Source organism: Rhizobium croatiense (genome assembly GCF_019793465.1).
GTDB lineage: Bacteria > Pseudomonadota > Alphaproteobacteria > Rhizobiales > Rhizobiaceae > Rhizobium > Rhizobium croatiense.
This window is the reverse complement of record NZ_JAILYJ010000020.1, coordinates 13,327-32,329: the sequence shown is the minus strand read 5'-3', so window position 1 is coordinate 32,329 and position 19,003 is coordinate 13,327. Positions and strand designations below refer to the sequence as shown.

General features: G+C 60.0%; 21 protein-coding genes and 2 pseudogenes. 16 read left to right on the top strand and 7 right to left on the bottom strand.

Going from position 1 to position 19,003, the window contains the following annotated elements; genetic code table 11:
* Positions 1–32: 32 nt before the first annotated feature.
* From K6M89_RS26270 to K6M89_RS26260, 3 genes are read left to right on the top strand one after another with little or no spacing between them, the layout of a single operon-like run.
* Positions 33–680: a TRAP transporter small permease subunit gene (locus K6M89_RS26270; protein ID WP_222141533.1), complete on the top strand. Its 648-nt coding sequence runs from the start codon at positions 33–35 to the stop codon at positions 678–680.
* Positions 677–2,104, top strand: a complete 1,428-nt coding sequence (locus tag K6M89_RS26265; RefSeq protein WP_182208165.1) for a TRAP transporter large permease — start codon at positions 677–679, stop codon at positions 2,102–2,104. The genes K6M89_RS26270 and K6M89_RS26265 overlap by 4 nt, the downstream gene beginning before the upstream one ends.
* Before the next feature lie 34 nt (positions 2,105–2,138).
* On the top strand, positions 2,139–2,321 hold the full coding sequence (locus tag K6M89_RS26260) for a hypothetical protein (RefSeq protein WP_222141532.1): 183 nt from the start codon (positions 2,139–2,141) through the stop codon (positions 2,319–2,321).
* Positions 2,322–2,971: 650 nt separating this feature from the next.
* Here the strand turns inward: K6M89_RS26260 and K6M89_RS26255 are convergent.
* A complete protein-coding gene (locus K6M89_RS26255) occupies positions 2,972–3,871 on the bottom strand; it encodes a LysR family transcriptional regulator (RefSeq protein ID WP_222141531.1) in 900 nt (299 codons plus the stop codon).
* 97 nt (positions 3,872–3,968) lie between these two features.
* On the opposite strand from K6M89_RS26255, the gene K6M89_RS26250 reads away from it, so the two are divergent.
* Genes K6M89_RS26250 through K6M89_RS26235 form a run of 4 tightly spaced genes read left to right on the top strand, consistent with a single transcriptional unit; the run spans position 3,969 to position 6,894 of the window.
* On the top strand, positions 3,969–5,156 hold the full coding sequence (locus tag K6M89_RS26250) for an MFS transporter (protein ID WP_222141530.1): 1,188 nt from the start codon (positions 3,969–3,971) through the stop codon (positions 5,154–5,156).
* 31 nt (positions 5,157–5,187) lie between these two features.
* Positions 5,188–5,934: an SDR family oxidoreductase gene (locus tag K6M89_RS26245; protein WP_097582625.1), complete on the top strand. Its 747-nt coding sequence runs from the start codon at positions 5,188–5,190 to the stop codon at positions 5,932–5,934.
* Positions 5,935–5,947: 13 nt separating this feature from the next.
* A complete protein-coding gene (locus K6M89_RS26240; protein WP_097582624.1) occupies positions 5,948–6,418 on the top strand; it encodes a cyclophilin-like fold protein in 471 nt (156 codons plus the stop codon).
* A gap of 35 nt (positions 6,419–6,453) precedes the next feature.
* Positions 6,454–6,894, top strand: a complete 441-nt coding sequence (locus K6M89_RS26235) for a lipocalin-like domain-containing protein (RefSeq protein ID WP_222141529.1) — start codon at positions 6,454–6,456, stop codon at positions 6,892–6,894.
* A 332-nt stretch (positions 6,895–7,226) separates the two neighbouring features.
* On the opposite strand, the gene K6M89_RS26230 is transcribed toward K6M89_RS26235, so the two are convergent.
* Positions 7,227–8,933, bottom strand: coding sequence for an adenylate/guanylate cyclase domain-containing protein (locus tag K6M89_RS26230; protein WP_222141528.1), 1,707 nt, complete (start codon positions 8,931–8,933; stop codon positions 7,227–7,229).
* 96 nt (positions 8,934–9,029) lie between these two features.
* On the opposite strand from K6M89_RS26230, the pseudogene K6M89_RS26225 reads away from it, so the two are divergent.
* Together K6M89_RS26225 and K6M89_RS26220 are read left to right on the top strand one after the other, a co-directional pair.
* Positions 9,030–9,179 (top strand): annotated as a pseudogene (locus K6M89_RS26225) (CopG family transcriptional regulator); the annotation flags it as partial.
* Positions 9,180–9,455, top strand: coding sequence for a hypothetical protein (locus K6M89_RS26220; protein WP_222141527.1), 276 nt, complete (start codon positions 9,180–9,182; stop codon positions 9,453–9,455).
* A 33-nt stretch (positions 9,456–9,488) separates the two neighbouring features.
* Here the strand turns inward: K6M89_RS26220 and ligD are convergent, their stop codons facing one another.
* Together ligD and K6M89_RS31665 are read right to left on the bottom strand one after the other, a co-directional pair.
* The gene (gene ligD / locus K6M89_RS26215; protein ID WP_222141526.1) at positions 9,489–10,541 is read right to left on the bottom strand and encodes a non-homologous end-joining DNA ligase; all 1,053 of its coding nucleotides are present in this window, start codon (positions 10,539–10,541) and stop codon (positions 9,489–9,491) included.
* Complete coding sequence (locus K6M89_RS31665) at positions 10,498–10,791, bottom strand: hypothetical protein (protein WP_222141525.1); 294 nt, start codon at positions 10,789–10,791, stop codon at positions 10,498–10,500. The genes ligD and K6M89_RS31665 overlap by 44 nt, the downstream gene beginning before the upstream one ends.
* An 87-nt stretch (positions 10,792–10,878) precedes the next feature.
* On the opposite strand from K6M89_RS31665, the gene K6M89_RS26205 reads away from it, so the two are divergent.
* The 4 genes and pseudogenes from K6M89_RS26205 to K6M89_RS31205 form a co-directional block, all read left to right on the top strand.
* Positions 10,879–11,199: a hypothetical protein gene (locus tag K6M89_RS26205; protein ID WP_222141524.1), complete on the top strand. Its 321-nt coding sequence runs from the start codon at positions 10,879–10,881 to the stop codon at positions 11,197–11,199.
* A 322-nt stretch (positions 11,200–11,521) separates the two neighbouring features.
* Positions 11,522–12,274: an SOS response-associated peptidase gene (locus tag K6M89_RS26200; protein WP_222141599.1), complete on the top strand. Its 753-nt coding sequence runs from the start codon at positions 11,522–11,524 to the stop codon at positions 12,272–12,274.
* Between the two features lie 4 nt (positions 12,275–12,278).
* Positions 12,279–12,500 (top strand): hypothetical protein, encoded by a 222-nt coding sequence (locus K6M89_RS31210; RefSeq protein ID WP_246642697.1) that lies wholly within the window; start codon positions 12,279–12,281, stop codon positions 12,498–12,500.
* Positions 12,501–13,031: 531 nt separating this feature from the next.
* Positions 13,032–13,154 (top strand): annotated as a pseudogene (locus tag K6M89_RS31205) (thermonuclease family protein); the annotation flags it as partial.
* Between the two features lie 29 nt (positions 13,155–13,183).
* Here K6M89_RS31205 and K6M89_RS26195 read toward each other — a convergent pair.
* From K6M89_RS26195 to K6M89_RS26185, 3 genes are all read right to left on the bottom strand, one after another.
* On the bottom strand, positions 13,184–13,534 hold the full coding sequence (locus K6M89_RS26195; RefSeq protein ID WP_222141523.1) for a DUF2200 domain-containing protein: 351 nt from the start codon (positions 13,532–13,534) through the stop codon (positions 13,184–13,186).
* 351 nt (positions 13,535–13,885) lie between these two features.
* Complete coding sequence (locus tag K6M89_RS26190; RefSeq protein ID WP_222141522.1) at positions 13,886–14,557, bottom strand: hypothetical protein; 672 nt, start codon at positions 14,555–14,557, stop codon at positions 13,886–13,888.
* A 469-nt stretch (positions 14,558–15,026) separates the two neighbouring features.
* Positions 15,027–15,506 (bottom strand): GNAT family N-acetyltransferase, encoded by a 480-nt coding sequence (locus K6M89_RS26185; RefSeq protein WP_222141521.1) that lies wholly within the window; start codon positions 15,504–15,506, stop codon positions 15,027–15,029.
* Between the two features lie 267 nt (positions 15,507–15,773).
* Between K6M89_RS26185 and K6M89_RS26180 the strand changes: the two genes are divergently transcribed.
* From K6M89_RS26180 to K6M89_RS26170, 3 genes are all read left to right on the top strand, one after another.
* Positions 15,774–16,400, top strand: coding sequence for a class I SAM-dependent methyltransferase (locus K6M89_RS26180; RefSeq protein ID WP_222141520.1), 627 nt, complete (start codon positions 15,774–15,776; stop codon positions 16,398–16,400).
* Between the two features lie 330 nt (positions 16,401–16,730).
* Positions 16,731–17,435: a carbonic anhydrase gene (locus K6M89_RS26175; RefSeq protein ID WP_222141519.1), complete on the top strand. Its 705-nt coding sequence runs from the start codon at positions 16,731–16,733 to the stop codon at positions 17,433–17,435.
* A gap of 4 nt (positions 17,436–17,439) precedes the next feature.
* Positions 17,440–18,969: a SulP family inorganic anion transporter gene (locus K6M89_RS26170; protein WP_097582611.1), complete on the top strand. Its 1,530-nt coding sequence runs from the start codon at positions 17,440–17,442 to the stop codon at positions 18,967–18,969.
* The last annotated feature ends 34 nt before the right edge of the window (positions 18,970–19,003 follow it).

Below are 19,003 nucleotides of genomic sequence, written 5' to 3'. Positions count from 1 at the left end.
TCGTCCCTCTTCGAGATCAGGGAGGCGCTTGCATGCTCCGTTACATCGCATTCGCCGACGAATTGTCGGCGTGGTTCGGCAAGGTGTTCGCGTGGGGGATACTCATCATGGCCTTCGGCGTCGGCTATGAGGTTGTTGCACGCTACCTCTTTCGCGCGCCGACCCCCTGGGCCTTCGACCTGAGCTACATGCTCTATGGAACGATCTTCATGATGGCGGGAGCGTATACCCTCTCGCGCGATGGCCATGTGCGCGGCGACTTCATCTACCGGCTCTGGAAACCGCGCACCCAGGCCAGGCTGGAACTGGTGTTGTACTTCATCTTTTTCTTTCCCGGTATAACCGCGCTGGTGTTCTCGGGCTGGAAATATGCCGCACGCAGTTGGGGCTATCTGGAGGTCAGTTCCAACAGTCCCGCCGGTGTGCCGATCTTCCAGTTCAAGGCCGTGATCGTCGCCGCCGGCATTCTCCTGTTCCTGCAGGGCGTGGCGCAGGTCTTCCGCTGCATTCTCTGCATAAGGACGGGCGAATGGCCGAAGCAGGCCGAAGATGTCGAAGAACTGGAAAAGGTACTACTGGAAACAAAAAGCCTGGACGTGCTCAAGTCCGAGGACGAGGGTTTCCTTCCGTCGCCGGAAGTTGACGCTGGACGTGAACCACGGGATCGGGACGCTCAATGACGGATGCACATATCGCCGTCGGGATGCTCCTCATCCTGATCCTCGCCATCTTCCTCGGATTCCCGGTGGCGTTCACCTTGATGGCTCTGGGTGTCGGCTTCGGATACTATGCCTATTTCGATGCCGGCCGCATGTGGCGCGGCTATGACCGCGCGCTCGAATCCGGCGGCGATGCGTTTACACTGGCGCAGACCTGGATCGGCGGTTTCTTCAACAACCGGATCTTCGATCTGTTCGTCAACCAGACCTACTCGGTCATCCAGAACGACGTGCTGACGGCTATCCCGCTGTTCCTGTTCATGGGCTACATCGTCGAGCGAGCCAACATCGTCGATCGGCTGTTCTCGACGCTATTCAGCGTCACGCGCCGGGTGCCCGGCTCGATGGCCGTCGCCGCCCTGGCCACCTGCACACTCTTTGCCACGGCAACCGGCATCGTCGGGGCCGTGGTGACGTTGATGGGACTGCTCGCCCTACCAGCGATGCTGAAGGCAAGGTATGACGTGCGCTACGCGACGGGCGTGATCTGCGCGGGCGGCACGCTCGGGATCCTGATCCCGCCTTCCATCCTGCTGATCGTCTATGCGGCCACCTCCGGGATCTCGGTTGTCCGAATGTATGCGGCGGCGCTCCTGCCCGGCTTCGCCCTGGCCGGGTTTTATCTCATCTATGTCGTGGTGCGAGCAATCCTGCAGCCGCAACTGGCGCCGCGGCCAACGAAAGAAGATGTGGGCGAGCACACGCCGGTCCAACTCGCCTGGATGATGCTTACATCCTTCGCGCCACTCGCCTTTCTGATTCTTGCGGTGCTGGGTGCCATTCTCTTTGGCTTGGCAACGCCGTCGGAGGCCGCCGCAATCGGCGCATTGGGGGGACTGGCGCTTGCTGCGGCCTATCGGGCGCTGACCTGGCAGCGACTGAAGGAGTCGGTGTATCTGACGGCGCGAACGACCGCGATGGTCTGCTGGTTGTTCGTCGGTTCGGCGACCTTCGCATCGGTATTCGCCTATCTCGGCGGCCAACAGTTCATCAGTGACTTCGTGACCGGCCTGGACATGTCGCCGCTGATGTTCCTGATCCTGGCCCAGATCATCATCTTCCTTCTCGGCTGGCCTCTGGAATGGACTGAAATCATCGTCATCTTCATCCCGATCTTCATTCCGCTGCTGCCGCATTTCGGGATCGATCCGCTGTTCTTCGGTATCCTCGTGGCAATCAACCTGCAGACGGCCTTCCTATCACCACCCATGGCGATGTCGGCATACTACTTGAAGGGCGTCTCGCCTCCGCATGTCAAACTGACAGACATCTTCCGCGGCATGATGCCGTATATGTTGATCGTCATTCTCTGCATGGTGGTCATCTATCTGTTCCCGAGCATCGTCTACATGCTGCCGAATCTACTCTATGGAGTGCAGAGATGACGCAGTGTCTGGCCCATTCCGAAAGGATAGACCGATGAACAGAAGCCGGTTTTTTGCAATATTTGCATTCGTGACGCTTGTCACGTTCTGCGCGGTCATCCTGGCGTTTGTTCCACGGTTCGATTTGGCCGCTGCACTGCTGATCGGCATTGTCCCTGCGGGGTACGACATCTGGGATCAGCTCTTTCGGCGACGCCCGTCGAAATCGTCTGGATAGACTGCAATCGTTCAAGCGCCGCCCTTTCGTGACGGCAATCCGCTGCAAAAAGCCCGTTCGTCCATCGACCTACGGGCTCTTGGCTTGGAAATTGATCACCCATGGCCTCTCCCTGTGAAAGCGAGAGGCACCGTCGTTACGCGAACTTCCGGTTAACTCGCGATCGAGAAGGCGTCGGTGCGCGACGTCCGCGATGAGCGCCAAATCGAGCCGTAGGTCATACTCGTGGTCTACGACTGCTTCGGGCCCCGGACCTTCGCACCGAGACCTCGCATGTCCGCTTTCGTGTTAGGCTTGAAACTGTTTCTGCAATAATTTGGCGGGGCGGCAGCGAGCGGCACGGACGCTAATACTGCGCCAAGTAGATATCGAAACACGCTGCTATGTTGATGGAAGCGCATGAGGCCACTACCACTTCACACTGAAGAGGAAACTCTACGGTGCCGCCAGCCATGACCGTTTCGGGCCGACAGCGGCCGAAGTGCCTCGGCAGGTTTCGCCCTCATGTCGGCCGCACAGCCTTTGATGGCGTCTTCCCGAAAGCAGCCTTTCATTGAGCCATGCTCTGAGGGCACCGACGCGGCAACTTTGAGCCAGTACCTCACGTCGCCGAAGCGCCAACAGGAGACATTGGGCTGTGGGGCCGAACACTATTTCCGCCGTCTATGCCGGAAAGCATCAACAAACGCCGAGAAGGCCGGCGACGGATTGCGTCGGCTCGGATAATAGAGATGGTAGCCCTGGAAGGTCGGACACCAGTCCGAAAGCACCTGCCGCAACCGCCCCCGCTCGACATGCTGCGAGACGAGGTCCGTGGGCACGTAGGCAAGACCGATACCGTCCAATGCAGCGTCAATCGCCGGAGCGATGTTGCTCAAGGTGAGCTGGCCCTCCACCCGCACGCTGAACTCACGGCCGTCCCGCTCGAATTCCCAGGCATAAAGCCCCCCGGATGTTGGAAGCCGAAGGTTGACGCAGTTGTGACCTGTCAGGTCCTGCGGGATTGACGGCGGCCCATGCCGCTCCAGATAGTCGGGCGAGGCCACGACGGAATATGACACGTCGGCTCCTATGCGCACCGCCACCATGTCGCGGGCGACGGCCTCGCCAAGACGGACGCCAGCGTCGAACTGCCGCTCGACGATGTTGGTGAAGCCGTTGTCAACGATGATTTCCACCGTCACGTCGGGAAAGTCCCGCAGGAATGCCGAAAGTCTGGGACGGAACACCAGCTCGACCGCGTCGTCCGGGCAGACGACCCTAATGTCACCGGATGGCTTGTCACGCAGCGCGCTGATCGCGCTGATCCCGGCGGTGATGCTTTCGAAATGGGGCTGGATACTTTCCATGAGCCGTTCGCCGGCCGCCGTCGGCGCGACGTCCCGGGTGGTGCGGGAAAGAAGCCGAATTCCCAGCCGCTCCTCCAACGCGCTGACTGTGTGACTGAGGGCCGAGCGCGTGAGGCCCAGCTTCGCAGCGGCGCGCGTGAAGCTCCGCTCCTTGGCAACTTCCAAGAAGGCTCTCATCTCGGTGAATTCGTCACGTCGCATTGTTGAATCTCCTTCACCTCAACATGCGGATTATACCTACTAGTCCATCCAAACCCGTTTGGCTATCTGTTGCGGCAACCGCACAGGAGAGCCCGGCATGGCCATTGAGCTGACAGCGAATGATGCAATCTTGGCAGACATCGCAGAAACACCATGGGCGGCCGTGACCTGCCTGTCGCTCCTGACCTTTCTTCTGGTCGGACTGGAGTTCCTGCCGGTCAGCCTCCTGACCCCGATCGCCAGAGAGCTGGCGGTGTCAGAAGGCCAGGCCGGGCTGGCCATCACCATCTCGGGCGTCTTCGCTGTGACCACAAGCCTCTTCGGCAACGGCTTTCTGTCGAAATGGGACAGGAAGGCAGTCGTCCTGCTCTATACCGGGATTCTGGCCCTCTCCAGTCTGGCCGTTGCCCTCGCTCCCAACTTCACCGTCTTCCTCCTGGGCCGGGCGCTTGTCGGCGTCGCGATCGGCGGCTTCTGGTCCTTGTCGACGGCCATCCTCGCGCGTCTGGCTTCGAAGTCGGACCTGCCCAAGGCCATCGCTCTGCTCCAGGGCGGCACCGCTTTCGCGATCGTCATTGCCGCCCCTCTCGGCAGCTTTCTCGGCGGGCTGATCGGCTGGCGCGGCACTTTCCTGATCACCGTTCCGATCGGACTCGTCGCTCTGATTTGGCAATTTGCCGTCCTGCCGAAGATGCCTGCGACGGAAACCGTGTCGGTCGGCCGGATGTTGCGCCTCTTGCGCAACCGCGCCTTCCTGATCGGCATGGCGGCGACGGGTCTGGTCTTCGTGGGGATGAATGCGCTTTCGATCTATCTGCGTCCGTTTCTGGAGGGTGTCACCGGGGTGGAGCTCAACACATTGTCGCTGATGCTTCTGGGTGTCGGACTCGGCGGATTGGCCGGAACGTCCCTGATCGGTTTCGTCCTACGCCGTCACCTTGCCGCCGCGCTTATTGGCCTGCCGGGCACGGTCGCTCTGATCGCTCTCCTGCTGATCGGCTTTGGGTCTTCACCGTGGGCCACCGCGGTCCTTCTCGTGCTCTGGGGATTTTTCTCGACCCCGACCCCGGTGGCCTGGAACACCTGGATGGCGAGGCTGGTCCCAGGTGAGCTGGAAGCGGCGGGCGGCATCCAGGTCGCGCTGATCCAGTTGGCCATTGCGGGCGGGGCATTCGCAGGCGGAGTTCTTTTCGACGGTGCAGGCTGGTGGAGCGCTTTCCTTCTGGCCGCCCTCCTTCTTGCGGGTTCCGCCGCGTTCGGAGCGCTCGCCGGCCGCCGCGTCTGACCTCTCAAAAATCTCGCAATAGGAGAACATCATGTCTCAAGGCATAGAAGACAAAGTCGTCGTCATCACCGGGGCGAGCAGCGGGCTGGGCGAAGCCACCGCACGCCATCTCGCCGAGCGAGGTGCTGCCGTGGTGCTCGGTGCCCGGCGACGTGACCGCATCGATGCGCTGGCCGGGGAACTCACGTCGAAGGGCTACAATGCCAAAGCGATCCAGACAGATGTGACGGATAGGCAGCAGGTCAGGAACCTCGTCGATACTGCAGTCCAGGAATTCGGCCGCGTCGACGTGATGCTCAACAATGCCGGTCTGATGCCGCTCGCCCCGCTCGAACGTCTCAAGGTCGACGAGTGGGACCGCATGATCGACGTCAATGTCAAAGGCGTGCTCTACGGCATCGCCGCCGCGCTGCCGCATATGAAGGCGCAGAAGTCCGGCCACATTATCAATGTTTCCTCGGTCTACGGCCATGTCGTCGATCCAGGTGCCGCGGTCTATTGCGCGACCAAGTTCGCCGTCCGTGCGCTTTCCGAAGGGCTACGCAAGGAGGTGAAGCCGTACAACATCCGGACCACCATCATTTCGCCCGGCGCGGTCAGCACCGAACTTCTCGAGCATATCAGCGAAAAGGACATCCAGGCGGACACGAGAGAGTTCGTCAGCCAGATCGCCGTCGGCGCGGATGCCTTCGCCCGGGCGGTCGCGTTTGCGGTGAACGAGCCAGACGATGTCGACATCAACGAAATCCTGTTCCGGCCCACGGCGCAACCGGTTTGATGGGACCCGAACGATGACGACGAACACATTGGCTATGACCCGGCGAAGGATCGTGGGTGGAGCTCTGGCGGCCGCGGCTCTCCCCTTCGCGGCGCGCGGGCAGCAAGGCCGCGATCCGGCCAGCCAAGAGCCGACCGACGTGAGGATCAGGTTCACCTTCAAGGGCATGTCAATGACGGCCACGCTCTACGACAATCCGTCGGCGCGCGACCTCGCTTCGATGCTTCCCCTGGACCTCAGGATCGAGGACTTCGGCGGGAACGAGAAGATCGTCCATCTGCCGCGCAAGCTGACCGAGGACGGCAGCGGTCCGTTCGGAAACGAGCGGCCCGGCGACCTCTGCTACTTCAAGCCATGGGGCAATCTCGCCCTGTTCTATGACGACTACCGCTGGGACGGGCTGATCCGTCTCGGCCGTTTCCAAGACGGTATCGAGCCCCTGCTCGTCCGCGGCGCATACCCTGTGCGCATCGAACGGATTTGAACCATCCACGCCACCATCCAAAAAGGAACAGCCGAATGAAAAACTTCAAGTTCGCACTTATGGCACTGGCAGTGGCCGTGTCCTCTCCCGCCTTCGCCGATGATGCCAAGTCTTCGATAACAGGCACGTGGCGCATGACGTCGCTACAGGTCACCGACGCCGGCGGCAAGCAGACGGAAATCGCCTATTCGGGCCAGGTCATCTTCTCCCAAGGCGGAACGCTCTCCGTCCAGGCGATGAACCCGGACGCCGCCGCAGCGCCGACCCCCTACACGGCAAATGGCTACGAAGCATATTATGGCCCGGTGGAAGTCGACGAAACCAAAAGGACGTTCGCCATCACCGTGGAATCCTCGCTTGTCCGAAATCTCATCGGCCAGCGCATGGAGCGCAAGTTCGAGGTCAATGCCGATCAACTCACGATCACGCCCGTCGATCCCGAGGAAGGCTGGCGCGTGACCTACGAACGGCTCTAGGAGAAGAACTCATTGAAAGGGAAACTGAAACGGAAGCAGGCGCTCGACCCGAACGCGGAGCGTCTCCCTCCTTAACCCGGACGATATCGAACCACAGGACGTCATCGAAACGGGTGATGGGCCGGAGATGGACATTGCATCCTCCCGTTCAAGGCGCGCAAACGATATCCAACGTAGCTAGTTCAAGGTGACGGCATCATTGCGCCGGGCTGGTTGACGCGTTTTGTGGCGCATCTGAAGAAGATTGGCACTGCGATCCAGACCGTCGTTCTCGCGCAGCGCATGTCCGTTGATCAAGTCCTCGAACGGGTCGGGATTGACCTCATCCGCTGTCACATCTCCGGCAGGCCGGCCTTTCGGAAGCCGTCGACAAAGTGGTCTCGAACAGCTGCATCGCGCAGCGGCTGGGAGCTGAGCCAATGGCCGATGGTGAAATGAGGGTGGGCGATCAGAAACAATTCTGCTTCTCGCCGCGCCTCCTCGCTGTGGCCCAACTGCGCAAGCGCAGCAGCCAGGAATTTGCGTGAGTTGGTACGATAGGTTTCTTTCCTGCGGAGCGTAGCGGCTGCCGCCTCATAGTCACGCGCGGCATACTGCGCCTGCCCAAGATGACAAAGATACCAGCAGGTTGGATGGGGATTGAGCCGCAGGGCTTTTTCGATCTGCGCCAGTCCGTCGGCAACCCTGCCGTCCAGCACGGACATGTCCGACATGGCCGCCCAGGTGTCGGCGTGGTTGGGGTCCAGCTCCAGGGCCTTGGCGAAGGCGGCATCCGATTCCTCCCATCGCCGCTCATAAGCCAAAATGGTACCCAGAACGTAACGGCAGCCGGCATCGTTGGGATCCAAGTCTACCGCCTTCTGCGCTGATGTCACCGCCATCCGGCGGTTAGGATCTTCGGGCTCGCCGAAATGAGTCCAGGCAAGCCAACGGTTATAGGCGAGCAGACCGAGCGCCTCGGCATATGATGGCTCGAGCTTAACCGCGCGTTGGAGCAGCATATAGGCCTCACGCTCTGTTTGCGGCGACTCTTCCGTCAGGAGGCGGGCGCGCACACACAGATCGTACGCCTCAAAGTTCTTCGGCCGATTGCGCGGCGCCGGGATGGTCAGCCGGCCGACGAGGGCTTCAACGATCTTGGCGTTAACTTCATCTTGTAATTCGAAAACATCTTCCACAGTCCTGTCAAACCGGTCGGCCCACACGTGCTGGCCTCCAAGCGCATCGACCAATTGGGCATTGATGCGGACACGGCCCATTGCGCGTCTGGCGCTCCCCTCCAGGACGTAGCGGACGCCGAGTTCCTGGGCGACCAGCCGTACGTCGACCGGCTTGCCCTTGTAGCCGTACACGGAATTGCGCGCGATGACGAACAGGCCAGCCGTACGGGAAAGGTCGGTGATCAGGTCTTCGGTCAAGCCGTCGACGAAAGACGCGTCCGCTTCATCCCCACTCATATTCGTGAACGGCAGGACAGCGAGCGAGGGACATTCGGGGAGCGGCAATATGCTCTGCAGCGCATCCGGCCAATGCCACACGTGAACCGGGCGAGTCAGGTTCTTCAGGTAGCGTTCGCCTGCATCAAAGAAGCGGTCGTCGATCTTGCCGACGATCTCGCCGTGAACGCTGCCTGAAATGCAGATACCTCCCGGTGCGGCCTGCGTCTCGAGGCGCGCCGCGACATTGACGCCGTCGCCGAGGATGTCTGAACCATCGTCAATGACATCGCCCAGATTGACGCCTATACGCAAAAGCAGGCGCCGGTCTCCGGAAGCCTCGATAGCAGTGGTGGTCTGTTGCATTTCCAACGCTGCAGCGACCGCGTCCACCGCGCTACCGAATTCGATCAGGAATCCGTCGCCCATGACCTTAAAGATGCGACCGTTATGGCGCATCACAGCCGGCTCGATGACGCCAGAACGGAGTTCCCTGAGGTTCGCCAGCGTTGCGACTTCATCAGCCTCCATCAGGCGTGAATATCCCACCACATCGGCAACGACGATGGCAGCAAGGCGACGCTGAAGAAATCGATCCGTCATGTGAGGACAAGCCCAACGACCGGGGGTCCATAAGTTATTGCTCAACGACGGGTCAGTCAACAAGCGGCAAGAGGTGATGTCCAGGCGGACGAGAACATGGAAGAAGCTCTGCGGAACATCTCAAGCGAATTGGTGCTGACGCGAGACGACGCCATCAGGTATATCGTCCGTGAGTGGATGGAGAAGAACACGTATTTGCCGGTGCATGATCTGGACGAAGATGGCGATACGGATAGGGAAGCTTGATTGAGTGACGATCGAATTCAGCTATGGATTGCCCTGTGCATCGTGGGCGCCTACTTCTGGTATTGGTTCATCAGGTCGATCATCTTCTACAGTAGAAACGGCTTCAATTTCACCGAAGAGTTCGGGCCTGAGGCCTACTGGGCCGATCGCGGAGGTGATGATGATTGCGTGTTGATGACGCCGAAAGAGAAGTTCTTTATTGCCGGGCCAACTTTCGTGTTAGTGACCTCTGTCATGTTGATTTTCTTAGTTTTAGCTTTGATGGGAATTATTTAGCCTTGCGTCGTTTTCAGACCTTGCTCTTAAAAATCATTCGATCTCATAAACCGCCGCATTATCAGCTGCATCGCGCAGCCCCTTATATGACGGGTGGCGCAGCTTGCCGTCATGCGTCAAGCCTCCGTATTGGATCTCGGCGACCAGCTTAGGCTTTATCCAGATCAGGTTCTTGCGCCCACCGGAATATTTGACGGCCGGTTTGGTCGCCTTGATCTTGTCCATCGTTGCGCGAAGCTTCATCGCCTCGTTTGCCTTGAAGCCAGTTCCGACCGATCCGACATAAACCAGATCAGCACCCTTTCGAGCAGCCAGCAGCAGCGCTCTGAAATTCCCGAACGCCGAGCTTGAGCGCTGATAGCCAGCGATCACGAAACCATCGCTCTGGATGCATTTGATCTTCAGCCATTCACCGCCGCGGCCGCTGCGATAGGTGCTGTTGCGGTCCTTCGCAATGATGCCCTCAAGTCCATGCTCGCAGGCGATGCGCAGAAGCGTATCCCCGTCCGTCTCGATCTCCTCGGATAGCCGGATGGCTTCTTCGCCGCCGGCGGGCACCAACCCCTCGAGGAGATGGCGCCGCGCGGTGAATTCTGTCTCCATCAGATCATGACCATCGAAATAAAGGAGGTCGAACGCCATCATGACCGCTTCCCGGGATGACCTATTCCCGCCGCGGCCGCCGAGCGACTGCTGGAGCCGACCGAAGTCGGACCGGCCCTGCTCGTCGAACACGACGGCTTCGCCATCCAATATCGCCGTCGCGACAGGAAGGCGCTTTGCAGCCGCCAGGATTGCGGGAAAGCGGGCCGTCCAGTCGTGCCCACCCCGCGTCAGGATCCGCACTCCAGATGGTTCGGTATGCACCGCCAAGCGATAGCCGTCCCATTTCACCTCGAAAGCCCACTGCCGGCCTTTCGGCGGCTTGGGCTTGAGGAGAGCGAGGCAGGGATCGATGCGCTCCGGCATGGGATCGAGAGTAAGTTGAGGCTGGGCCGGATCACGCTTCTTGCGCGGCCGGCTGCGGATCGGCGCTTCCGCATCACCGAGCAGCGGCTGGGAAGGTTTGCGAGGCGGCTTGCTCATGCCCGCAGTTCATCAGCAACAACTTAAAAAGCAATTGACCAAGATTGGTTATTGACTCCACGGCGACCGAGAACATAATAGGAACATCGGCGAGGCGGCCGCCAATCTGAAAACTTGAGTATGGAGCACGGATATGCGCGAGCAGCCGATCGGCGAAGCCATGGTTGATGATGAGATTGCGGAGGTGCTCGCCTATCACCAGGGAGATGCACAAGCAGCGATTGGAACCCTCCTGAATGACATCCGCCATCTTCGTTGGCAGCTGGTTTTGACAGAAGGCGCGATGGGCCGAGGGATCACGCGGGGGTGGCGGCCGAGATACGACCGAGACTGAACAATGCCGGAAATGAACTATTCCAAGAAGTTGCGCGGGTGGAGCCTGCACGATGCGGACAAGGCTGGGCAGCTCCTGGAAGTCACCTGCCAATTCTGCAGAACCACTTACCGCTATTTCCCGCGGGATCTGTTGAAGCTGACCACGAATATCAGCCTCGATCGATTACCAAGCCGGTTCCGTTGCCAGCGCTGCGATCGGGCAGACTATGTGTCGCTCAAGGTGGTTCAACTCTGGGGCTCGGAATACGGCAAGCTGACCGTGCGCCGCCTGGTCAAGATCAACACGGTGAAAAAACCGATATGGGAAGATGGGGTCTTATAAGATGGCCGACCGACGAGATAACCCCCTCGCCCGCTGGCGCTTGAATTCCCTCCTCCCACATCACGTGATCATCTTTTGGGGCAACTATCATTCCGGAGAGCCTGCTCACCACTTCCGCCAGCGAGGCGAGATCATCAACTCTGCGCTGGCTATAGACCCGTCTTCCAAGTCCTATTCCGCTTCGATCGAATGGGACCAGTATCTTGTTTTCTGCTTCGGAAATCGCGAAGCTGCGACGCAATTCAGGGACCGTTGGAACGGTCAACTCATCGATACCGACGAAGTGAGCAGAAAAGGCGTGTGGACGCCGAGGGAGGGTGATGTGTGCAATTTATACAGAATGATGAGCAACCAGCAGGCCATCCGAGCGATCACGCGAGCGATGATCGACAGCATCGGCAACATGGAGCCGCAGCAAGAGATCTGGCCCGACAGAATGGCGCCGATTGTTCGCAACACGCCCGCCGGCCGGGAACTCGCCAACGTCCGCTGGGGACTGCCAAGCTCTTCGAAGGCACTATTGGATGCAGCGACCAAACGCGCTGACGGCCTGCGCAAGAAGGGCAAGCCGGTCGACTTCGACGAGCTGCTGAAGATGGAGCCGGATGGTGGAACGACCAACGTCCGCAACGTCAGCAGCAAGCATTGGAAACGCTGGCTTGGCGTCGAGAACCGCTGCGTGGTGCCGTTCACACGCTTTGCCGAGCCCGACCCGGCGAACAAGCCGGACGGCGGCAGGACGCCGAATGCCTGGTTCGGCGCGCCGGACGAACCTCTCATGTTCTTCGCGGGGCTGTGGGTGCCGCAGTGGACGAGCGTGCGGAAGATCAAGGAAGGACTGATCACGACCGACCTGTTCGGCTTCCTCACCACGGAGCCCAACGCCATCGTAGCTCCGATCCATCAAAAGGCGATGCCGGTTATCCTCGGCGGCCAGGAAGAAATCGAGACTTGGCTCTCCGCGCCCTGGGAAGAGGCAAGCCGGCTGCAACGGCCATTGGCAGATGACAGGATTGTCCTGCTGCCGGCCGCGGAGCCATTAGCCGTAGCTGACCCGCAACTCGCTTTGATTTGAGCAAATGAGCATCACAAACCATTCAACCGCGCCCGGCTCGACTGTGCACTTTGAGCACTATTGCGAGGAGGCGGGCTGTAAAAAGTGGGGCGGCTTCGGTCACAGCCCATCCAAGGCGATTCCCGTCCGCTGGTGGTGCTGGGAGCATTTTCCATACAAGTCATACGAACAGGAGCAGGCGTTGAGACGGAAGCTTGAGGCTGCGGAGATGGGGAGACAGAATTAACCGTTGTTAATCATGTAAATGAAAAGCGTAGTCCATGCGGAACCGAGCATGAATATCGCTGCCCATATCCGCATTAGCGACTTTATTACGTCACGCTTGCCTTTCAAGACATGCAAGCATACCGCCAAGATCATCATCAAGTAAACCTGCGGGCAAGCCAGCAGCATTCCAGGAAGCGGGCCACTGAATCGAAGCGCATTATGGATATCATCATATATACTATCAAAATACGCCGCTTGCCTTAATAATAAGTAGAACGACAGAAAATATATTATAGATATTATTATTACTGACTTTCTAAATACATGAATTTGATTCAATTCCAATCTCACATGTTATTTTTTATGATTACCCGAGAGAATACGTTTTCGGAGCACCTTTGAAAAGGAAAGCAGGATGCGACGGTGTAGAGATATCTTGTGAATGGTCAGCAGGATACGAGAAAGTTGCACAATCCCGAAAAGAAGATCGCGGGTGGTGGGCAGAGCATCCCCCCGGTCAGTATGAAATCAAGAGCCGGAGCAATTCTAAATGATTGCTGCGTTGATCTTCTGCGCCTCGCTCACCGCCGTCGACGGGGACACTGTGAAATGCGACGGGCAGAATATGCGTCTGTTGGGCGAAGGTGTTCCGTTCGTCTCGGGCATCGACACGAGCGGTCGAGCGGGAGCAAACCTAGGCTTCTATTTTCGCAGGATTTTCTCCATCGCCCTGCCCTTGGCGAGTTCGTCGATCAGTTTGTCCAGGTAGCGGATTTCCCGCATGGTCGTTTCCTGAATCTCTTCCACGCGGACGCCGCAGATCACGCCTGTGATCTGCGATCGGGAGGGGTTCATCTCAGGTGCCTGCGCAAAGAAATCCTCGAAGTTGGTGTTCCTCGCCAGCTGATCGTCGAGGGACTCTCGGCTATAGCCCGTCAGCCAGCAGATGATTTCGTCGACTTCCGCCTTCGTGCGTCCCTTCTTCTCCGCCTTGGCGACATAGTGGGGATAGACGCTCGCGACGCTGACCGAATAGATGCGATGCTTCGTCATGCGTTCTCCTGAATGTTGCAAGTATTTCCCGGCTGAGATGGCTGGGCGACAAAACCCCGGCCGATGGCCGACAATGAGCAACCCTCCGGCGTTGCGGGCGCGAGGAAGTTTGGCTCACGGATCGAACTCTACAGCGCCGCCGGCCATGACCGCAATTGGCGCAATCCAGCCGAAGTCACTCGTCTGCTGTCGACCCAAAGCGGGCATTCGGGAGTGGTTCACTCTTGTCTGCGATGGGGTGGTTAGCGGCCGGTCAGCTTCAGGGTCTGAACGGGCAAAAGGCGACGTTGCGTGTGCCAGCCAAGCCGCGATGCGCCAGGTTCCCGAGAGTAACGGTGGAGGGCTAGTGCGTCACCGTTGGTCAAGATCGACATGGCTCTTGTAGACGGCACCTTCCCGATATCTCATCGGAAGTTCGGCCGCGGGCAGATCGTGCGCCTCGAACGGTTTCCCGCTGGACCAGGGGAGCGCGTTCAACGCCACGCCGAACCCTGTGCTGAAAAGCCACGGCGCGAGCTTCGCAAGGGGCTTCTTCCACGCGATTGCAAGAACACCGAGCGGCAACTTCACGACGAAGAATAGGATGAGGACGAGCGGGGCGACGAAGAGGGTCAGCACCATCGGAATCGCCGTTTCCAACATGGGATCGCCGCCGTATCGCAAGCGGAGCGGTGGGTTCCGTGCGGCCGCAAACGGAATCAGTTCTTCCATGAAGCGAACGTAGTCGGCGGACCGATCGACGCCCGTTTCTCCGAGCCAATCGAGCGAGGAGATTTCCCTTGACACGAAGAGCGTCCTCAGGCGCGCGCTGTAGACTGGAAAGCCAGTGGTGCCGACCCCACTCGTGACGTGGAGGTGCAGGAATCGAAGCGACGTCCACGGGACGAGGCTGACGGACCGCCCTCGCGTCACCGAGAGGCCCCGGTCCTCGATGACGTAGGCCATCTCGACCTTTTTCGGGGTATCGCGATACCTCGGGATCTTCGCAGTGAAGCGGTAGTTGGGAAGGTCGTCCGTCTGCAATCGAGCCCTCCACTACGGTCCGCTAGTCGAAATGCTGCCTATCCCGCGATAGGATTCGATATCTGATTTACACGCAACTTGTTCTGCTGAGAATGACCGCTTGCGGGGGATCAGAGATCAGCCGCTATCTTCGCCTTGCTCGGGAGCAGACCGACTTAAACGCTTCAAGGACGTCCGAAATTGGCGCATTCCGGTCAATCAGGAGGATTTCACTGATACTCGCAGATCAGAAGCTGTTGATTGCAAGGAAATCGATTCCGCTTAATCAAGCTGATCGATGATGAATGTCCGCCGTCCTGGATGAACCGATCGGCCGGTTTTCCGGGCAATTCAGTTTGGGTAACAGTCGATCTGCATTCATGTTTTCACCTGCCTTCTCACTGATGGCGCTTTCCGGTCGAGGGCTTTCTGTCTCCTGTCGGCCCAAACCGGCCATCTCGTTTATCAAGGGCGCTTGGTCCGCAACTGCTCAGTTATCAGGGACCGCTGTCGATAAACGCCGCGTCATAAAGAGGCTTATTGGCGTTCTCGCGTAGGGCGGGAACGGGTCACAGGGCTGGTAGCCCCCGCGCCGATAGAGTTGCTGCGCCTCCATATTGCGCGTCCCAACCTCGAGCAGCATCGTGAGTGCACCAAGTTTCATGGCCTGAGCTTCCGCCCCTTTAAGGAGCGCCATCCCAACACCAGCCCCTCGCGACTCCGCGTCAACGATCATGCGTTTGAGTTCAGCCGAACGATCACCTCGGTCAAACAGCACGCACATCCCGACCGCTTTCTCGGCAATACGGGCGATCAGAACATAAGTGTCTGTCTTTGCCAGAGACTCCGCATTGATCGGTCGCCGATATTCGCCTGGGTAAAGCAGAGCGGCGACGGCATCCGATTGCCGCAGGAGAGATGACACATCCGACTGCATCGGGTGTTCGAGCGTAACGGAAACGAGGTTCATCAAAGCAAAGCTCATGTCGGGGAAGTAAGGCCAACGCACGAGACTGCGGCCAACGCGCATTGTCAACAGGACCCGAGGTTCTGCTGGCAACCCAATGGCCGGTTATGGCGCATTGCCGACCGGCAGCATTTGCAGTCGTTCGGTGGTGTCTCTGACCTCATTTCTGCTAAAGCTGGGGAGTAAATCGCCCGCGATGTCACCAACTGCCGAAGTGTGAAGGGCGCCAACGGGCTGATAGGCCTCTTGTCTTGAAGGAGGAGCGCTGGGATGAGCACCGACCGGGATACTGTGCGGTCCTATGATGCGATCGCGGCGGAGTACGCTGCCGAGGCCGCGGTGATGCCCGAATGGGTCGCGACCGAGATCGATGTGTTCGTGACCGAGCTCTCCGGCTCGGGCAGGGTGCTGGAGATCGGAAGCGGCGGCGGGCGAGATGCACTTGAGCTTGAGAAGCGGGGAATTAGCGTCCGGCGCACCGACATTTCAAAGGGTTTCGTCGAACTGCTACGCGAAAGTGGCTTTGAGGCCGACCTTTTGGACCCGCTGACCGATGACTTGGCCGATCCGCAGCGTCCCGGCATGCCGTATGACGGGATCTGGGCCTGTGCCTGCCTCATTCATGTCGCGCGCGGGGATTTCGGCACGGTGCTTGGACGGCTTGCCGAGGCGACCCGCACCGGTGGCCGACTCCACGTCTCGGTCAGGGAGGGCGACGGCGAGGATGTGTCCACACACGGCAGTGCTGCAGCACCTCGGCGCTACATCGAGACGTACTGGCGCGAGCCTGCCCTGCGGTCGGCACTCACAGACGCCGGCTGGATCGTCAGCGATATACGTCGCTACGTCGGAAAGCCCCATGATCGGTGGCTGAGCGTTCGGGCGAATCGGGCCTGAGGCAAACAGAATTTGCGGGAATGGCCGGTTGTGGCGCCACCATGACTCTAGGTGTCACCCGACTGTCGGCTCCCGGGCGAAGGCAAAGATCGCCACCGTGGCCGAGATGAGGACGCATTGCTGACCTTGCGTTCCCAGCCGAAAGAATGGCCAGCCCTCGTCGGACCTCGGCACCCTCCTCACGTGTTGTTGATCGCGAACTCGCGTCGGCTGGTTGCACCGCACACTTTTTGCTGTTCTTTTCGCACCTGCGAACAACTCGCTTCTGTAACCCGCCGGACGAGAGACATTCCTCCCAGTCCGACGTCCGGCCAGAAAGAGGATCCGAACATGGGTGATCTCCTAAAAGGCATCTCCAGTTTTCGCGGCGCGGTTTTTCCCAACCAGTCGGCGCTTTATCGCAAGCTGGCGCGGGAAGGCCAGCAACCACAGGCTTTGATGATATCCTGCGCCGACAGCCGGGTGATGCCCGAAACCATCACGCAGGCCGGTCCCGGCGATCTCTTCGTCTGCCGCAATGCCGGCAACATCGTTCCGCCCTTCTCGACCCTCAATGGCGGGGTCTCGTCCGCCATCGAATATGCGATCCTGGCGCTTGGCGTCAGCGACATCGTCGTCTGCGGCCATTCGGATTGCGGCGCCATGAAGGGCCTGTGCCATCCGGAGCTGCTCCAGCCGATGCCCAATGTCGCAGCCTGGCTGCGCCACAGCCACGCCGCCTATTCCATCGTCTGCCGGGCCTATCCGGACGACTTGTCCGAAAGTGACCGCGTGCGCGCCGTGGCGATGGAGAACGTCGTCGTTCAGCTCGATCACCTGAAGACGCATCCTTCCGTGGCCGCGAAACTCGCCACCAGCGAGATCACCCTGCATGGCTGGTTCTTCGACATCGAGACCGGCGAAATTCAGGTCTATGACGGGGCAACAGCAACCTTCACGGTGCCGCAGGAGGGGGAGCCGCTGCCGGTTGCGGTGACCGGCCGCGATCGGCCGCATGTCATGCCGCAAATCGCAGCAACGCTTGCCGCGGAGTAGCGCCATGACAGCAGTGAGCTCCACCTTTTCGCGTGACCTTGCCTCCTCTTTGGTCGTCTTTCTCGTCGCCATCCCCCTTTGCCTGGGGATCGCCATCGCCTCCGGCGTGCCGGCGTCGATGGGCCTGATCTCCGGCATCATCGGCGGCATCGTCGTCGGCTTCCTGTCGGGATCGCCGCTGCAGGTCTCCGGGCCTGCCGCCGGACTTGCCGTTATCGTCTTCGGCTTCGTCGAGGAATACGGCGTCGCCATGCTCGCCCCCGTCCTGATCGCCGTCGGCTTCCTGCAGATCGCCGGCGGGTTCCTGCGGGTCGGCTCCTGGTTCCGGGCGATCTCGCCGGCCGTCGTTCACGGCATGCTCGCCGGCATCGGAATTCTGATCATATTGGGGCAGATTCATGTGCTGATGGATGCCAAGCCCGCTGCCGGCGGGATGGAGAACGTCGCGGCGATGGAGGACAGTCTCGCCCGTCTTTGGGGAACTGGCCTGACGAGCCAGGCAACCGCCTTGAAGGTTGGCCTCATATCCCTGCTTGCAATGGTGTGCTGGGAGAAGTGCCGCCCGAAATCGCTTGCGCTGGTTCCGGGCGCGCTGGTCGGTGTCGCGGCGGCGACGGTTCTTGCCGCCGCGTTGCAATTGCCGATCGCGCGCGTCGAGGTCCCCACCTCGCTCGTGGACAGCATCACACTGCCGACCGCGGAAAACTTCGCCAGGTTGCTGGAGCCCGGCGTCATTCTCATGGCGGTGATGATTGCCGTCATCGCGAGTGCCGAAACCCTTCTCTCGGCCGCCGCCGTCGACCGGATGCACGACGGCGTACGCACCCGATTCAACAAGGAGCTGTTTGCTCAGGGCGTCGGCAACGGGCTCTGCGGCCTGCTCGGCGGATTGCCGATCACCGGCGTCATCGTCCGTTCCTCGGCCAACATTCAGGCCGGCGCACGCACGCGGGCCTCCGCCATCTTCCACGGGATCTGGATATTGGGTCTGGTGGCGCTGGCGCCAAGCCTCTTGACCCTGGTTCCCTTGTCGGCCCTCGCCGCGGTTCTGCTCGTCACCGGATGGCGGTTGATCAGCCTGCGCCATGTCAGGCACCTGTTCGAGCATCATGGGTTGGTCCCGGTCGGCATCTGGGCGGTGACCGTTGCCATGGTCGTCCTGCAGGACCTGCTGGTCGGCGTCGCGCTGGGCCTGGCGCTGTCGATCATCGAGATCGTGCCCTACCTCAGGCGAAAACTCGCGATCAGACACGCCGAGATAGATGAGGAAATCCATGTCCAGCTCGGCGGCGCAGCCACCTGCAAGGACGTGCCCATTCTGCTCAACACGCTCGAGCAGCTGCCCGAGGGCCGCAAGGTCAAGATTGTCGGCGAGGACCTCCATTACATGGATCACACCAGCGCCGAAACCATCAGCGAATGGCTGCGACGCGAGGCAAGGGCCGGTCGGGCCATTGAAATCCATCCGCCGCCGGCGGCACGCCACCCCCGCCTGAAACCGCTGTTTCAGCGCTTTGCGACCGAGGTCGCCTGATAGAGACTGGGGAGGGCAAATGCCCCTCCCCAGG

Bases quoted from the DNA above. Each gene is read 5' to 3' on its own strand.
- K6M89_RS26270 (WP_222141533.1), top strand. From the start codon at position 33: ATGCTCCGTTACATCGCATTCGCCGACGAATTGTCGGCGTGGTTCGGC.
- K6M89_RS26265 (WP_182208165.1), top strand. From the start codon at position 677: ATGACGGATGCACATATCGCCGTCGGGATGCTCCTCATCCTGATCCTC.
- K6M89_RS26260 (WP_222141532.1), top strand. From the start codon at position 2,139: ATGAACAGAAGCCGGTTTTTTGCAATATTTGCATTCGTGACGCTTGTC.
- K6M89_RS26255 (WP_222141531.1), bottom strand. From the start codon at position 3,871: ATGCGACGTGACGAATTCACCGAGATGAGAGCCTTCTTGGAAGTTGCC.
- K6M89_RS26250 (WP_222141530.1), top strand. From the start codon at position 3,969: ATGGCCATTGAGCTGACAGCGAATGATGCAATCTTGGCAGACATCGCA.
- K6M89_RS26245 (WP_097582625.1), top strand. From the start codon at position 5,188: ATGTCTCAAGGCATAGAAGACAAAGTCGTCGTCATCACCGGGGCGAGC.
- K6M89_RS26240 (WP_097582624.1), top strand. From the start codon at position 5,948: ATGACGACGAACACATTGGCTATGACCCGGCGAAGGATCGTGGGTGGA.
- K6M89_RS26235 (WP_222141529.1), top strand. From the start codon at position 6,454: ATGAAAAACTTCAAGTTCGCACTTATGGCACTGGCAGTGGCCGTGTCC.
- K6M89_RS26230 (WP_222141528.1), bottom strand. From the start codon at position 8,933: ATGACGGATCGATTTCTTCAGCGTCGCCTTGCTGCCATCGTCGTTGCC.
- ligD (WP_222141526.1), bottom strand. From the start codon at position 10,541: ATGAGCAAGCCGCCTCGCAAACCTTCCCAGCCGCTGCTCGGTGATGCG.
- K6M89_RS31665 (WP_222141525.1), bottom strand. From the start codon at position 10,791: ATGGCGGATGTCATTCAGGAGGGTTCCAATCGCTGCTTGTGCATCTCC.
- K6M89_RS26205 (WP_222141524.1), top strand. From the start codon at position 10,879: ATGCCGGAAATGAACTATTCCAAGAAGTTGCGCGGGTGGAGCCTGCAC.
- K6M89_RS31210 (WP_246642697.1), top strand. From the start codon at position 12,279: ATGAGCATCACAAACCATTCAACCGCGCCCGGCTCGACTGTGCACTTT.
- K6M89_RS26195 (WP_222141523.1), bottom strand. From the start codon at position 13,534: ATGACGAAGCATCGCATCTATTCGGTCAGCGTCGCGAGCGTCTATCCC.
- K6M89_RS26185 (WP_222141521.1), bottom strand. From the start codon at position 15,506: ATGAACCTCGTTTCCGTTACGCTCGAACACCCGATGCAGTCGGATGTG.
- K6M89_RS26180 (WP_222141520.1), top strand. From the start codon at position 15,774: ATGAGCACCGACCGGGATACTGTGCGGTCCTATGATGCGATCGCGGCG.
- K6M89_RS26175 (WP_222141519.1), top strand. From the start codon at position 16,731: ATGGGTGATCTCCTAAAAGGCATCTCCAGTTTTCGCGGCGCGGTTTTT.
- K6M89_RS26170 (WP_097582611.1), top strand. From the start codon at position 17,440: ATGACAGCAGTGAGCTCCACCTTTTCGCGTGACCTTGCCTCCTCTTTG.